We start from the raw sequence: 15,309 nt of genomic DNA, 5'->3' as shown, positions 1-15,309 counted from the left end.
GTCAATAGCAAAATAATTTGAACCTACTTGTGATAACTACTAAACCCTTTCTTCGTCTTTTTTCTTATCCTCCAATGCTTTTTTACCGGCGCGCATATCCGCGTAACGTGGGTCTGGTACATAATCTTGCTTTTGCATTTTTATCACTTCAATACTTAAAAAACCAAATTCGCTCACCACTTTGCCGTAAAACCGATAGATACCTTTGCCCCTAAAACTATATTTGGCGGCTACTGGCGGAAAAAGAACCGTATCAAACACCTCTCCGTAACAATCTAAAAGCGTAGCAAAATGCATGCGCTTACCCGTATGTGTTTTGGTATTTTTTACCGTAACCAAATACCCGTAAATATCTATATGCTTGTTTAAATATGCCTGCAAATGCTGCTGCCCGTTGCTGTTTTTAGCAGGCTCTGCCAACAATGCAAAAGGGCTACACAGCGGAAAACCCAATAGCTCCCACTGTTCAAAAGCCGTTTCTAAATCCGTAGTGTGTAGTTTGGGAATTTGGAACTTGGGTTGCTTAGGCTTAAAAAGCTTTGGATGTTCTACACGTTTGCCCTTGGCCAACGCAAAATGTGCTTTCCAAAGTAATTCATGTTTATTGATTCCCGTAAACCTAAAAGCATCTATACGTATTAAAATACTCAACTGCTCCATAGCAATAGGCACACGGTCTAGAAAATCTTCCAGAGATAAAAAACGTCCTTGCGCCACGCGTTCGTTAACAATGCGTTGCATTACACGCTCCTCCAAATCGCGCAGGTACATAAAGCCTAAGTAAATATGGGTGCCGTAGATAACATTAGCCGCCACACTTTGGTTTACGCAAGGCGGATGTATTGTTGCCCCAAGCATACGGGCATCATGAATGTAAAATTCGGCACTATAAAATCCGCCCCCATTATTGAGTACCGCCACCATATATTCCAACGGAAAATAGGCCCGCAAAAATAAACTCTGGTAGCTCTCTACCGCATAAGAGGCCGAATGCCCCTTGGCGAAAGCATAACCAGCAAAACTAGCCACTTGGTGCCACACTTCATCTATCAACGCTTCTGCATACCCTTTGGCCAAGCAATTGCTTCGGAATTTATCCTTGACTTTTTCAAACTCTTCGCGCGAGCGAAATTTACCACTCATGCCCCTACGGAGCACATCTGCCTCTCCTAAATCCAAATCTGCAAAATGATGCGCCACCTTTATCACATCTTCTTGGTACACCATAACCCCATAGGTTTCTGGCATAATAGACAATAACACCGGATGCCCTTTTTCTTCTGCCCTTCCTGGATTACGATGCCTAAGAATATACTCCCGCATCATACCGCTTTTAGCCACCCCAGGCCTAATTATAGAACTGGCCGCCACCAACCCCAGATAATTATCTACCTCCAATTTTTTAAGCAGCATGCGCATAGCGGGAGACTCCACATAAAAACACCCCATGCATTGTGCTGTTTTTATTAAATTATTGATGGTAGGGTCTTTAAAAAATGTCTTTACATCATGAATATCAAAAGTGAATTTCTCTGGCTGATTGTATTGTACAATACCCAAGGTATCTTTGATTTTACCTAGACCGCGCTGTGCAAGAATATCAAACTTATACAAGCCCACATCTTCTGCAGCTATCATATCAAAATGAACGGTAGCAAAACCTTTTGGCGGCAAAAATGTGGCCGAAAATTGCTGCAACGGGCCCTCGCTTATTAAAATACCGCTAGCATGTACGCTTACATAATTGGGCATTCCATGAATAAGCCTTCCGTATTTGAGTACCAACTGCGCTATAGTATCTAGTTGTTTTAGGTTGGTTTGCCCCGCACTCAAAGCATCTATTTCTTCTTTAGGCAACCCAAACACCTTGCCCAATTCCCGGATTACCCCTCTTTCCTTAAATGTAACATAGGTACCTACCAGCGCTACATGATTAAACCTATTAAAAATATACTGCGTCATGTGCTCGCGGTCTCGCCACGAAAAATCAATGTCGAAATCTGGTGGGTTGGCACGATAGAGGTTGATGAACCTTTCAAAGTACAAATCCAAATCCATTGGGTCCACATCTGTAATTCGCAATAAATACGCCACCACACTATTGGCGCCACTACCCCTACCCACATAGAAAAAACCCTGCTCGCGAGCATAACTCACAATATCCCAATTAATGAGAAAGTAAGACACAAAATCCATCTGGATAATTAAATCTAGCTCTTTTGCCATACGGTCTTTTACGGCCTGGGTTACCTCTGGATACCGATACGGCAGCCCTTCTTCTGCCAATTTTTTGAGCAAGGCTACGTCTTCTGAGGCATTGCCAGTATAGTGCCGTAAGTTTTGGGTCTTTTTATCGGCAGAAAAATCAAAAAACAGCTCACAGCCATCCAACAGTTTTTGGGTGTTTTCCAAAATAAAACTGTATTCTGAGAACACTTGGGCCAAATTGGCGATAGGATACATTTTCTCTTCTTCGCTGGCCACCTGGTCATCGTCTAGCTTGCTTAACAACACATTATTATCAATGGCACGTAATAGCCTATGCGCATTAAAATCGCGCTTGTTTCTAAAAGTAACCGGTTGCTGCACTACCAGCTTGTCCGTATAATTTTTAAGTCGAGAAAAAGGCAGTCTCCGCAAATCGCGCACAGAAATACCTATAAACTCATGCAGCAGAAATTCATCATACTCATTCAGCAATACTTTCTCAAATGGATATACCACAAAGGCATTTTTAAAAACAGGAGCCCGTTCTGGAATAGGAATATGCTGATGTAAAAAATGGGACAAATAAGTATTCAATTCTTGAAACCCTTCATTATTCTGTGCCACACCAACAAAACACTGGTCTACGCCATTTCTAAAATCGATACCCAAAATAGGTTTTACGCCATATTCTGGCGCCTTACGCATAAAATTGAGCGCCGCAGAAGTATTATTTATATCTGTTAACACCAATTGCCGTACATGATGCTCTTGTGCCAATTGCAAAAGCGCTACTTCAGAAAAGGTTCCAAAACGCAGGCTGTAATAAGTATGGCAATTTAGATACACGGTGTTTTATTTTTCGTTATTCGTTATTCGTTGTTCGTTGTTCGTTGTTTGTTGTTTGTTGTTTGTTGTTTGTTGCATGCATTTTTTTTGAATTGATACTGCTTGCAACTAGGTTTTACTGTTTTCTGTGCGCTAAAACAACAGGTGGCTGCCCATTGAATGGGTTTTGCATTCTACCAATGGTTTTGGCCCCCATAGCAGACGCTCGCAATACGGCCCTGTCCCCAAAGCGCTGCCGCACTTTATCCATGGCTTGGTATAAATTCAAGGTTTCTTCCGTATCCTCGAACAAGTTTATCTGGTAGTTTCCAGATACCAGATGACTAAACCGCACCCCAACCAAGCGCACCAACATTCTTTTATTGTAAAGTGATTGAAACAACTCCATCACCTTAGGTATTAAAATATGGTCCGCACTGGTGTAGGCAATTCGTTTTTGCTTGGAATAGGTGTTAAAATCTGAATAGCGAATTTTTACCGTAATACAAGCGGTAAGCTTTTCGCCACGCCTTAACTGATAGGCCAAATTCTCTGTCATTGCCGTTAAAATACCCTTTAACTTAACCACGTCTATCGTGTCTTTATCAAAAGTGCGCTCAGTAGAAATAGATTTACGCTCGTTAAAAGGAACCACTGGCGTGTTATCTATGCCTTGTGCCCTTTTCCAAATAAGCACCCCGTTGGCACCCAGCACTTGGTGAATAACATCTTTGGGCATTTCTTGCACGGTTTTTACTTGGCGTATTCCCAGATTACGTAGGGTTTGGTAGGTTTTATCACCTACCATAGGTATTTTTTTGATGGACAAAGGAGCCAAAAAAGGCTTTTCGTACCCAAAATCTATTTTTATTTGATTGTTAGGCTTTGCCTCATTGGTAGCAACTTTAGAGACCACTTTATTTACCGAAAGCCCAAAGGAAATGGGTAAACCCGTCTCCTTGATTATTTTTTTCCGCAGCTCCGTAGCGTATTTATACGAGCCAAAAAAACGGTCCATCCCTGTTAAATCCGCATAAAACTCATCTATACTAGATTTTTCAAAAACAGGTACCTGCTCTTTAATAATTTCCGTAACCACATCTGAATGCTTGCTGTACGTACCCGCATTGCCCCTAATTACCACCGCCTCTGGACACAGCTGTTTGGCCATACGCATGGGCATACCAGAATGCACCCCAAAACCACGGGTTTCATAACTACAGGCCGCCACCACACCACGATCACTTGTACCGCCAACCAATAATGGACGGTGCTTTAACGCTGGTTGTATGAGTCGCTCTACAGACACATAAAACGTATCTAAATCCAAATGTAGAATAGTCTTGTTCATACCACTTAACTCCCCTACTGCTAACTTGTTAGAAATCCCTTTTTAACAATCAAAAAGGCAATCCACAAAAAGAGGGAAGCTAAATTATGGAATTATTCCATTTATTTGGATTTTATCCATGTTAAAATATCAACAAGAAAACCACAAGCTTGTTCAGCTACTCGAGGCTGCAATAAAATCATATAAAAAAGAGAAGGAAATTAGGTGGAAAACAATAAAAAAAGCCTCAAAATCTAAGATTAAGAGGCTTCAAGTACCTTGGGTGGGAATCGAACCCACACGTCCGAAGACACTGGATTTTGAATCCAGCGCGTCTACCAGTTCCGCCACCAAGGCTAAAACGGATGGCAAAATTATAAAATAATTTGAATCCCCAATCAATAATTACAAAAATATTCTTTAGCAACCCAGATTATTGTGTAAATTTGCAGCGATTTTAAGCAGGCATTTTATGTAAATTTGCCTGTTTTCAATTTTTAGCAATGCCGTATCAAGTACCAGAACCGAAAATTTTTGCCTGTACCCAAAGTACCGCTTTAGGGGAAAAAATAGCAGCTGCCTATGGCGCAGAACTAGGAAACATAAAATTCTCTAGATATAGTGATGGGGAATTTCAACCTTCTTTTGAAGAATCTGTTAGGGGTGCAAGAATTTTTATTATTGGTTCTACCAATCCCGGTCCGGAAAACTTGATGGAGATGTTGTTGATGTTAGATGCTGCCAAAAGAGCCTCTGCCAGACACATTACCGCCGTATTGCCTTATTTTGGTTGGGCAAGACAAGATAGGAAAGACAAGCCTAGAGTACCCATAGCAGCTAAACTAGTGGCAAAAATGCTAGAAACGGCTGGTGCTACAAGAATCATTACCATGGATTTACATGCGGATCAGATACAAGGGTTCTTTGAAAAGCCTGTAGACCATCTGTTTGCCTCTACTTTGTTCTTACCTTACCTTAAAGAATTAAACTTAGACAATTTATGTATTGCATCTCCAGATATGGGTGGTTCTAAAAGAGCTTATGCCTATTCCAAAGCATTGGAAAGCGATGTAGTTATTTGTTATAAGCAACGTGAAAAAGCCAATATAATTTCTAAAATGGAATTAATTGGAGACGTTACCGGAAAGAACGTTGTTTTGGTAGACGATATGGTAGATACCGCTGGTACCTTGACCAAGGCAGCCGATTTGATGATAGAACGTGGCGCATTAAGCGTACGTGCCATTACTACCCACGGATTGCTTTCTGGCAACGCTTATGAAAGAATAGAAAAATCCCAACTTAAAGAATTGATCATAACAGATTCAATTCCGTCAAGGGAAAATTTTGAAAAGATTAGAGTGCTAAGTTGTGCCAATTTATTTGCAGATGTAATGCATAGGGTACACCACAACACCTCTATATCTTCTAAATTTTTAATGTAATTTTTTAATAAATAGATAAAATGAAGTCAATTACTATCAAAGGATCCCAAAGAGAAAGCGTGGGCAAGGTTGCAACCAAAGCCCTACGTAATGCTGGAAAGGTCCCTTGCGTTATATACGGAGGGGAATCACCGATACACTTTTCAGCAGAAGAGCTATCGTTCAAAGAGTTGGTGTACACTCCTAACGCGTATACCGCTGTAATTGAGTTGGAAAACGGACAGTCTATAAACGCAGTACTGCAAGACATCCAGTTCCACCCAGTAACAGATAGTATCTTGCACATAGATTTCTTCCAGTTGTTTGATGACAAACCTGTAACAATGAACATCCCAGTTCGTTTAGAAGGTAACTCTCCAGGTGTTAGAAACGGTGGTAGATTGTTGTTCAGAAACCGTAAGCTTTCTGTTAAAGCATTACCTAACTTATTACCAGACGAGATTGTTGTAGATATCTCTAAACTTAAAATTGGTGGTAAAATTGCCGTTGAAAGCCTAAGAGTAGATGAGTACACCATCATGCAACCAGACAACATTACCGTAGTACAGGTTAAGGCCTCTAGAAACGCTGCTGTTGGTTCTGATGAAGACGAAGAAGAAGGCGAAGAAGAAGGTGGCGAAGCTGCAGAAGCTTAATCCACTTCTACCCAATAACAAAAGCATCCTTTTTTTGCAAAAGGATGCTTTTGTATTTTTAGACCATGCTAAAATGGTTGTTTAAAAACAGAAAAGAAGTTTCTAACCTAATTACAGAAACAGACCCCATGAAAAAGTTTTTAGTTGTTGGCCTTGGTAACATAGGCACAGAATACGACGATACCAGACACAATATTGGTTTTAAAATACTAGATGCTTTGGCCGAAGAGGAGCAATTTTCTTTTGAGTCTGACAAATTAGGTTCCGTAGGAAGCTTTAAACACAAAGGAAAAAGCGTTGTTTGCTTAAAACCCAACACCTACATGAATTTAAGCGGAAAGGCAGTGAAGTATTGGATGGACAAAGAAAATATTCCGTTAGACCATGTATTGATAATTACAGACGACTTAAACTTGGATTTTGGCACGCTTCGTTTAAAAGGCAAAGGAAGCGATGGCGGACACAATGGCCTAAAAGACATTCAAAAAATACTAAATACCACAACTTATCCAAGGTTCCGTTTTGGCGTAGGAGCCAACTATTCCAAAGGAAAGCAAGTAGATTTTGTATTGGGCAAGTGGACGGCTCAAGAAAATGCATTATTAAAAGAACGGCTACAACGTTCTACGGACTTAATTCGTTCTTTTATTTTTGCTGGTATTAAAAACACCATGAACCAATACAACAACACTTAATTTACTAATACACTTTAAAATCGAACACTCCAGAATCAGAAGTGTTGCCCAGGGCATCTATAGTAACCACACGCCAATAATACGTATTGCCCGAAGCTACGGAAACGCTTAAACTACTGGTTGTATTATCTAAAACCTGCACTAATTCTTCCGGTGGATTGGTGGCTGAAAAATAAACCTCAAAAGTTTCAATATCTTCTTCCACGTCTGTTCCGGACCATTGCAAAACCACCTGGCCATCTTGATCCATAAATACCGTACTACCAGATTTGGGAGCTAGTATTTGGGCAGGAAATGGTGCATAATTTGTTTGCGCACCAGCATTATAAAATAGCCAATTTTCACTAGTAGCCGTTTCTGTACTATTGCTATTGGTAGACACCACCGACCAAGAAAAAGGAGTACCTTTTTCTATGGCCACACTAGCCGAAGTATTTCTGGTTCTTATGGCCTGTGGACTATTGGTCTCTAGATTAATAACCGTAAGTATGTACTCATCTGTGTTTGCAGATGTTTGCCAAGAAAATGTTACTTGGGTTTGATTTTCATTTATAACCGCTCCCGTAGTACATTCTGAATTCTGTTCTGGAAAAACAAGCAACACGGCCTCTGGAGCTGGTGGAGGACCATCATCATTTTTACCACAGCTAAAAACTGCTGATAGCACTACAAACGCAACTAATAATTTACCCATCATCGTTTTATTAGTTTTATGGTTTCCGTTTTTACTTCGCCCTGAATCTGTAACAAGTAAAAACCGCTGGCCAAATTGCTTACGGGCACTTGAAATTGATTGGCAGCTACCGTTTGTTTACCAGACCACAATAAGCTTCCGTCCATTCCAAAAACTCGAACATGAACCGTATCTTCTGGCCAATCTAGAAGGATTCTTGCAGTATTTACAACTGGGTTTTCCATTAAAGTAGGATTACCAGCCACAACCAGTATACGTTCATAAACGCCTTGACAAGCTAATGAAGAACTTACTTTTAGGTTATGGACCCCAACCCCTAATTGCTTTTCAAAAATATGCTCCTGTGTTTGATACGTTACCCCATCAATTTCAATATTATAAAATTCCGAACCTGAGAGCGCCAAGCTTAAAAAACCTTCTTCGGTTAAGGTTTGGTTCAAAATTTCTAAAGACTGCGGCTCAGAAATTACCACATCAAAACAAGTTTCCCTGTAGTTTAAAACACCGTCTGTAGCGGTTAAGCATAATTGATACGTTCCAGAAGATAGGTTAGAAAAAACTACGTTTTCGGTAAATTCCAATTGCGTCTCCCCACTGTTTCCACTTAATGTTGCCGTATACAATAAGCTTGTGTTCTGTACCACGACGTTTATGCTACCATCCTCATTGGAACGGCAAGATTCACTATTAATCTCAATTGAAAAGTTAGAGGCCTCAAACGTATTAATTGCACAACCATTGGCATCTACCAAGGCTCCTTTAGGAGTCCCTAAGCAAAGGTCATCTCCATCATCAAAAACCCCATCACCATCCTCATCTGGCCTAAAAATACCTTCTATACAAGCATCAATAGAAAACGCTTCCAATTGGCCTCCATCTGATGAAGCCGTGTCTTCAATTCTTAATACCCACTCGCCCAACAAACTTTCTCCATTAAAGCTGGCCAACGTTCCCAAGGGCTTTACAATACCACTCACAGCAGGGTTATTACCACACACCAAGGTTTCACCATCATCATCAAAAGTGGCTACTATATTATTTAAGTTGCCGCAGTTTTTAGAAACCAAAAATACTTTAGTGCCCGCCGGTGAAGTTAGACTAATAATTAAGTCTTCTAAATATGTATGAGACAATTCTAAGTTTACGTTTAAATCTGCAATTGGTGCATCTTGAAAAAACGTAATCTTGGACTCCACAACGGATGCTGTTTCTGGCGAAATATCCAATGGCAACCAAGGAGCGTCAAAAGCATCACAATTTACCACTGTAGTTGTAAATGAACTGCCCGAATTAAATGTTCCGGCTGCGCAACTATTGTTTGGCCTTACCCGCCAATAATAGGTGGTCTCTGCGCTTAAACGCTCTACATTAACTGAATTTGTATTTACGGTTCTGGTATAAACTACGTTGGCAAAAGCATTATCCGTGGCAATTTCTACTTCATAAAAACTATGATTATCGTTGTCTGCCCAAGTTAATATTGGTTCCAAACCAATATTGATAGCTCCATCTGCCGGGGATTCTGGAGTTATATCATCTAAGGCATCATCCAATACATTTAGGCTAAGTGGTACCGAAGTAGCATTACTACTTGCCGTGCCAATCAATTCAACATCATATATACCAACTGGAATAGAAGAAATAATATTTAATTCCACCGTTACCGAAGTTCCATCAACATTACTATTATCAGGTGTAAATACCGCTGTTATACCACTAGGTAGATCAGCCGAAAAATTTACCGTTTCGGCAAAACCATCATTAAGCTCTAAAATAAAAGGTATGGTTAACGTACTAGGCTTACAGACTTCGTAGGTAAGCTGTTCTGTTTTCAAAACTATAGGACTAGAAGCAATAGTAAAATTTGCTGTGTTTACCGAAAAAAAGATGTTACCTTTTCCCTTGACCATAATCCTTGCCATTTCTGTGTTTGTACTTGGTAATTGTACTTTTGCAACACCCGTATTAGGCAAATTCTCTGCCAAGACCAAATCAAAATTAAAACCGCCATCTGTTGACAGAAAAATATCTACAAATTCTGTATTAATAGGCGCCAAATTAGTTTCTGCCACTTGCCAACGCACCTCTTGTACACTGCCGGCATTATAGACTACCCTAGTTCTTTGCGACACCACCTCAAAAGCACTTGGTGTATTAACCACCTTTACGTTAACAGAATCTGTAGCTACCTGCCCCCCTAACGGATTGTTATCTCTCACGGTTACGGCAAAATTCAAATCGCGCTCTACGCTAGACAACGTTTCCCAGACAGAATCTACGGTAGGCAATGTTTGTGTTAATTGGCCTGCCAAGATTCTAGTAATTCTTGGAAAATAACGATAGTTATTGGCACTTGGCGCCACCGACCTAAAGTTAGCGCCTGAGGTATTCTCTGGTCCAAAAGATTGCGTGGTAACCACACCATTATCTATTTGTTCCCAGGCATAGGTAAGATTATCTACTTCCGCATCCGTAGCTGTCGACTCCAATTTAAAAGGGGTATTCCTAGGTATAATATAATTTTCCTGCGCTGCTATGGTTGGTGCTGTATTGCTAATACTTACGGTTTGCTGACAACTTAAACCAGCTACAAAATTGGTGATTTGAGCAATACTTGCATGGTGAAAGTAATCGCTCCCAAAGGCAGCCACGTTATCGCCTTCTACAATACCTGCGTATGCCATTATGGTTGTACCACTGGCCGGCTCTACTTGCACTCCCGTACCTTCACTTTCAAAAGACCAAGTATGGTTTGCACCAAACTGATGTCCAAGTTCATGCGCTACATAATCCAAATCAAACCGGTCCCCTTCTGGTTCAAAACTTGCGGAAAAAGCACTGCCCTTTCTACTATCATTACAAACCGCTCCAATAGAGCCTGCATTTCCACTAGGATTTGCATCATGAAATAAGTGACCTACATCATAATTTTCTGACCCAATGATGGTTGTTAAGGTTTCTTGAACCTCAGCATTTAGGCTGCCATTATATGGATCGGTATCCGCATTGGTATAAATAACATCAGTAGTATTAGGTATAACTTCTAAAGTAATAGCCAAATCCCTTTCAAAAACGGTATTTACCCTTGTAATAGTAGCATTTATTGCTGCTAAAGCATCGGCTACCGTACCTCCATGATGGTCCGTATATTCTCCTGTAGCAGAAACTGCAATTCTAAATTTACGCAAGGTTTGGTCTTGTACTAGATTTCTGGGAATATCTTGGTAAGCACTTTGTTTTGGAGAACTTTCTGGCGTTTTACATACAAAAGCACCAAATGCTTTTGGCACCAGATTACGCTCATAGCTTTTATATGTACCCGTATTTTTATCTAATGCAACTATTTGCGTTTTACCACTACTATTATCTCTAATGGTTATATCTGCACCTTTTGGGGTAAAACTAATTTTAGCCGTATACTTTTTATCCGCACTTACTGCTTGGTACGATTTTATTTCTGGAAATTGCGCTGCTAAACTAGGATGCAGCACACTGGCCTCTTTAACCATAAAAGATTTGGTGCCTAGGCCGGCTATTGGCAGATACACCAATTGCCGTTTATTGTTGGCTTCCTTTAACACAGCACCAAATTTTTGTGCGTTAAGGGTGTAGTTCTGGGTTTTTACCAATAATTTACCGGTATGTACAACTGACTGATTTGCTGCAGGTTTCCAATAATTATCTTGAGACCATCCGGAAAAGACAATAAAAAATATGGATATTGATAAAACAAGGTGTAACTTAGCTCTCATCCTGAAAAAGGGGCGTATTGCTATCAAATGTAAGCCTTTTTTATTTGTTATTCTGTGGAAGCAATCCAAGATATTTTTGAATTTACAACCAGCAACAGAACGGCTATTACCATTGGTACGTTTGATGGGGTTCATATTGGTCATCGTAAGATTTTAGAACGCCTCATAAATAATGCCAAAAGTACGGGCACCAAGTCTCTGGTACTTACTTTTTTTCCGCATCCAAGAATGGTCTTGCAAAAAGATGCCAACATAAAACTGCTAAATACCTTAGAGGAAAAAGAGCAAATTTTAAAAGAAATAGGGCTAGACTACCTTATTGTACATCCATTTACGCAAAAATTTTCTAGGCTTACCGCTTTAGAATTTGTACGTGATGTTTTGGCCAATCAACTAAAGGTAAAAAATGTGGTAATTGGATATGACCACAGATTTGGAAGGAATAGAAATGCCAATATAAACGACTTGAAATTATACGGCGAAACGTACGATTTTGATGTAGAAGAAATACCTGCCCAAGAAATATCCGATGTTTCTGTAAGTTCTACAAAAATTAGAGCTGCCTTAAATGAAGGAGATATTGAAACAGCCAACTCTTATTTGGGCTATCCGTATTTACTAACGGGACATATAGTCAAAGGAAAGGGGATTGGTAAAAAAATGGGATTTCCAACGGCCAACCTACAGATAAAAGAAGCTTACAAGCTTATACCGCAAAATGGGGTTTATATTGCCCAATCAGAATTGGCAGGAAAAACGGTTTATGGCATGATGAACATTGGCTTTAACCCAACCGTTTCTGGAACCCAGCAAAGTATCGAGATTCATTTTTTTGGTGTAGACCAAGATTTATACGGTCAAAAATTACAATTGCGCCTACTTAAAAAAATAAGGAACGAGAAGAAGTTTGACTCGCTAGAAAAGTTGATTGCCCAACTAGAACAAGATAAAATTACCTCCTTAGCCTATCTAGAGAATGGAACACCTTAATAAGTTCTTGTTCAAAAAAGTAGATAATGCCCAACTTTTGGTTTTTAGGGTGTTTTATGGAATTTTAGTTGCAGCAGAGAGTTTTGGCGCTATTGCCACAGGTTGGGTAAGGCGAACCTTAATAGAACCTAAATTTACCTTTAATTTTATTGGTTTTGAATTTTTACAGCCGTTGCCCGGTAACGGCATGTACATCTATTTTGCACTAATGGGCATTTTTGGCATTTTGATCATGCTTGGTTATCGGTACCGGTTTGCCGCTTTAGGGTTTGCCATACTTTGGACAGGGGTTTATTTAATGCAAAAGACCTCTTATAACAACCATTATTATCTTTTAATGTTGTTAGCCTACATCATGGCATTTTTACCAGCCGCAGCTAGTTTTTCACTAGATTCAAGAATTAAGCCTACCACCAAAAAAGAATGGATGTACAATTGGTGCAGATGGCTAATAATTGCCCAATTATTTATCGTATATACCTATGCAGCTGTTGCCAAATTATATGCAGATTGGCTAGATTTTAGTTTTGTAGAACTATTATTAAAAGGGAAAAAAGATTATGCCTTGGTAGGTGCATTTTTACAACAAACCTGGGTACATAAATCCGTTGCATTTTTTGGTATATTTTTTGACCTTCTTATTGTACCGGCATTACTATGGAAACGAACACGGAAATTTGCCTTTGTAGCTGCTATTTTCTTTCACTTATTTAACAGCATCGTCTTTAGAATTGGTATTTTTCCCTATTTATCTTTAGCATTTTGCCTGTTCTTTTTTGAACCTAAAACCATCCGTAATTTATTTCTTCGGGAAAAAAAATGGTCTGTTCCAATTACCGGTACCTTGCCCGCCCATGCAAAATGGACAACCGCAGCTATACTGGTCTACCTAATAGTACAGATTGCCCTACCGATTAGGCATCATTTTATTGGTAGCGATGTTTTATGGACAGAAGAAGGCCACCGATTAAGTTGGCGTATGATGCTCAGAAGTAGAGCGGGCACAATTCGCTTTAGGGTAGTGAATAAAAAAACCAAAGCAAGTACACGCGTTAACATGAACGACTACCTTACTAAAAAACAACGAAGAAAGGTTGCCTGTTATCCCGACTTTGCTTGGCAATTTGCCCAACATCTAAAGAAAGAGTACGCCCAAAAAGGTGAAGATATAGCTGTTTACGTAACCTCTAAAGCCAAGGTAAATCAAGGAGAATACGCACCGCTTATAGACCCTAAAGTGGACCTAGCAAGTGTAAAATGGCATCATATAAAGCCCAATCCGTGGGTTTTACCCTACCCATCTAAGACTAAAAAGTAAATCTTGGCATTAGTAATTCTATGGTTGGCAAACGCTAGTCATAAGTTTTCATTAGCAAAAGAAATGCTTTAATAATTCGCCTATTAACTTAAATTTGCAGCATAAAGAACAAATTAGATGTTGCAACTTCAAGAAATAAGGAATCAGAAAGAAGCATTGGCAGAAGCCTTAAAGAAAAGAAATTTAGAGGCTCTACCTATTCTAGATAAAATTCTAGAGCTAGATGAACAAAGGCGTGCTACCCAAACCGAACTGGACAACACCTTAGCAGAAAGCAACAAACTTTCCAAAGAAATTGGCATATTATTTAAAAGTGGAAAAGCCGAGGAAGCCAAGGAATTAAAGGAAAAAACGGCAACTTTAAAAGAACAATCCAAAACCTTAAACGAGCAACTATCCATAATAGCTACTGCCCTGCAACAAGAGCTGTATCAATTACCCAACGTTCCGCATAGTAGCGTTCCTGCGGGTAATAGCGATGAAGATAATGAGGAAATTTTTAGGGAAGGTAACATCCCTAGTCTGGTAGAAGGTGCACTACCCCATTGGGAATTGGCTAAAAAATATGACATCATCGATTTTGAATTGGGGGTTAAAGTCACTGGAGCCGGATTTCCAATTTACAAGGGAAAAGGTGCTCGTTTACAGCGAGCTTTAATTCAATATTTCTTAGATAAAAACACGGCTGCAGGCTATACGGAGATCCAAGTGCCACACCTAGTGAACGAGGCCTCTGGCTTTGGCACCGGTCAATTGCCAGATAAGGAAGGACAAATGTATCATGTAGGTGAAGATGATTTGTACCTAATACCAACGGCAGAAGTACCAATTACCAATATTTTTAGGGACGAAATTTTAAACGCAAAAGATTTCCCTATAAAATACACCGGATACACACCCTGCTTTAGAAGAGAAGCCGGTAGTTATGGGGCCCACGTAAGAGGTTTAAATAGACTACATCAGTTTGATAAAGTAGAAATTGTTAGGGTAGAACACCCAGATACTAGTTACGCTGCTTTAGAAGATATGACCAATCACATTAAAGAACTACTAAACGAACTTAAACTACCCTACCGTATATTAAGATTATGTGGAGGCGACTTAGGTTTTACCGCTGCGTTAACGTACGATTTTGAAGTGTTCTCCACAGCACAAGATAGATGGTTAGAAATTAGTTCCGTATCTAATTTTGAAACCTATCAGGCTAATCGTCTTAAACTACGTTTTAAAGACGAGAATGGCAAAAAGCAGTTGGCACATACCCTAAACGGCAGTTCATTAGCTCTACCTAGGGTATTGGCAGGTATTTTAGAAAATTATCAAACTGAAAACGGTATTAGGATTCCGGAAGTATTGGTACCCTATTGCGGTTTTGACTTTATCGATTAGAAAAATTTCGATATTCAAAATGTAAATA

Annotated in this window: 10 protein-coding genes and 1 tRNA gene; 6 read left to right on the top strand and 5 right to left on the bottom strand. The window is 39.7% G+C overall.

Features of this window, described 5'->3' with window-relative positions:
* Window positions 1-39 precede the first annotated feature (39 nt).
* The 3 genes from BUL40_RS03140 to BUL40_RS03130 form a co-directional block, all read right to left on the bottom strand.
* Window positions 40-3,054 (bottom strand): DNA polymerase III subunit alpha, encoded by a 3,015-nt coding sequence (locus tag BUL40_RS03140; protein ID WP_080318053.1) that lies wholly within the window; start codon window positions 3,052-3,054, stop codon window positions 40-42.
* A 115-nt stretch (window positions 3,055-3,169) separates the two neighbouring features.
* Window positions 3,170-4,384: a DNA polymerase IV gene (gene dinB / locus BUL40_RS03135; RefSeq protein ID WP_080318052.1), complete on the bottom strand. Its 1,215-nt coding sequence runs from the start codon at window positions 4,382-4,384 to the stop codon at window positions 3,170-3,172.
* Between the two features lie 254 nt (window positions 4,385-4,638).
* Window positions 4,639-4,720, bottom strand: a tRNA-Leu gene (locus BUL40_RS03130).
* A gap of 146 nt (window positions 4,721-4,866) precedes the next feature.
* On the opposite strand from BUL40_RS03130, the gene BUL40_RS03125 reads away from it, so the two are divergent.
* The 3 genes from BUL40_RS03125 (at window position 4,867) to pth (ending at window position 7,138) form a co-directional block, all read left to right on the top strand.
* Window positions 4,867-5,808: a ribose-phosphate pyrophosphokinase gene (locus BUL40_RS03125; RefSeq protein ID WP_010519485.1), complete on the top strand. Its 942-nt coding sequence runs from the start codon at window positions 4,867-4,869 to the stop codon at window positions 5,806-5,808.
* 20 nt (window positions 5,809-5,828) lie between these two features.
* A complete protein-coding gene (locus tag BUL40_RS03120; RefSeq protein ID WP_080318051.1) occupies window positions 5,829-6,443 on the top strand; it encodes a 50S ribosomal protein L25/general stress protein Ctc in 615 nt (204 codons plus the stop codon).
* A gap of 65 nt (window positions 6,444-6,508) precedes the next feature.
* Complete coding sequence (gene pth, locus BUL40_RS03115; RefSeq protein ID WP_080318050.1) at window positions 6,509-7,138, top strand: aminoacyl-tRNA hydrolase; 630 nt, start codon at window positions 6,509-6,511, stop codon at window positions 7,136-7,138.
* 4 nt (window positions 7,139-7,142) lie between these two features.
* Here pth and BUL40_RS03110 read toward each other — a convergent pair whose 3' ends face one another.
* The gene (locus BUL40_RS03110; RefSeq protein WP_080318049.1) at window positions 7,143-7,835 is read right to left on the bottom strand and encodes a hypothetical protein; all 693 of its coding nucleotides are present in this window, start codon (window positions 7,833-7,835) and stop codon (window positions 7,143-7,145) included.
* The gene (locus BUL40_RS03105; RefSeq protein WP_176465440.1) at window positions 7,832-11,584 is read right to left on the bottom strand and encodes a reprolysin-like metallopeptidase; all 3,753 of its coding nucleotides are present in this window, start codon (window positions 11,582-11,584) and stop codon (window positions 7,832-7,834) included. The genes BUL40_RS03110 and BUL40_RS03105 overlap by 4 nt, the downstream gene beginning before the upstream one ends.
* 54 nt (window positions 11,585-11,638) lie before the next feature.
* On the opposite strand from BUL40_RS03105, the gene BUL40_RS03100 reads away from it, so the two are divergent.
* The 3 genes from BUL40_RS03100 (at window position 11,639) to serS (ending at window position 15,281) form a co-directional block, all read left to right on the top strand.
* Complete coding sequence (locus BUL40_RS03100) at window positions 11,639-12,574, top strand: bifunctional riboflavin kinase/FAD synthetase (protein ID WP_010519480.1); 936 nt, start codon at window positions 11,639-11,641, stop codon at window positions 12,572-12,574.
* Entirely contained in the window at window positions 12,561-13,892 is a 1,332-nt protein-coding gene (locus BUL40_RS03095) for an HTTM domain-containing protein (protein WP_080318047.1), read from the top strand. The genes BUL40_RS03100 and BUL40_RS03095 overlap by 14 nt, the downstream gene beginning before the upstream one ends.
* A gap of 117 nt (window positions 13,893-14,009) precedes the next feature.
* Complete coding sequence (serS, locus tag BUL40_RS03090; protein ID WP_080318046.1) at window positions 14,010-15,281, top strand: serine--tRNA ligase; 1,272 nt, start codon at window positions 14,010-14,012, stop codon at window positions 15,279-15,281.
* Window positions 15,282-15,309: the final 28 nt, after the last annotated feature.

Source organism: Croceivirga radicis (assembly GCF_002072105.2).
GTDB lineage: Bacteria > Bacteroidota > Bacteroidia > Flavobacteriales > Flavobacteriaceae > Croceivirga > Croceivirga radicis.
This window is presented reverse-complemented; position numbering and strand designations above follow the sequence as displayed.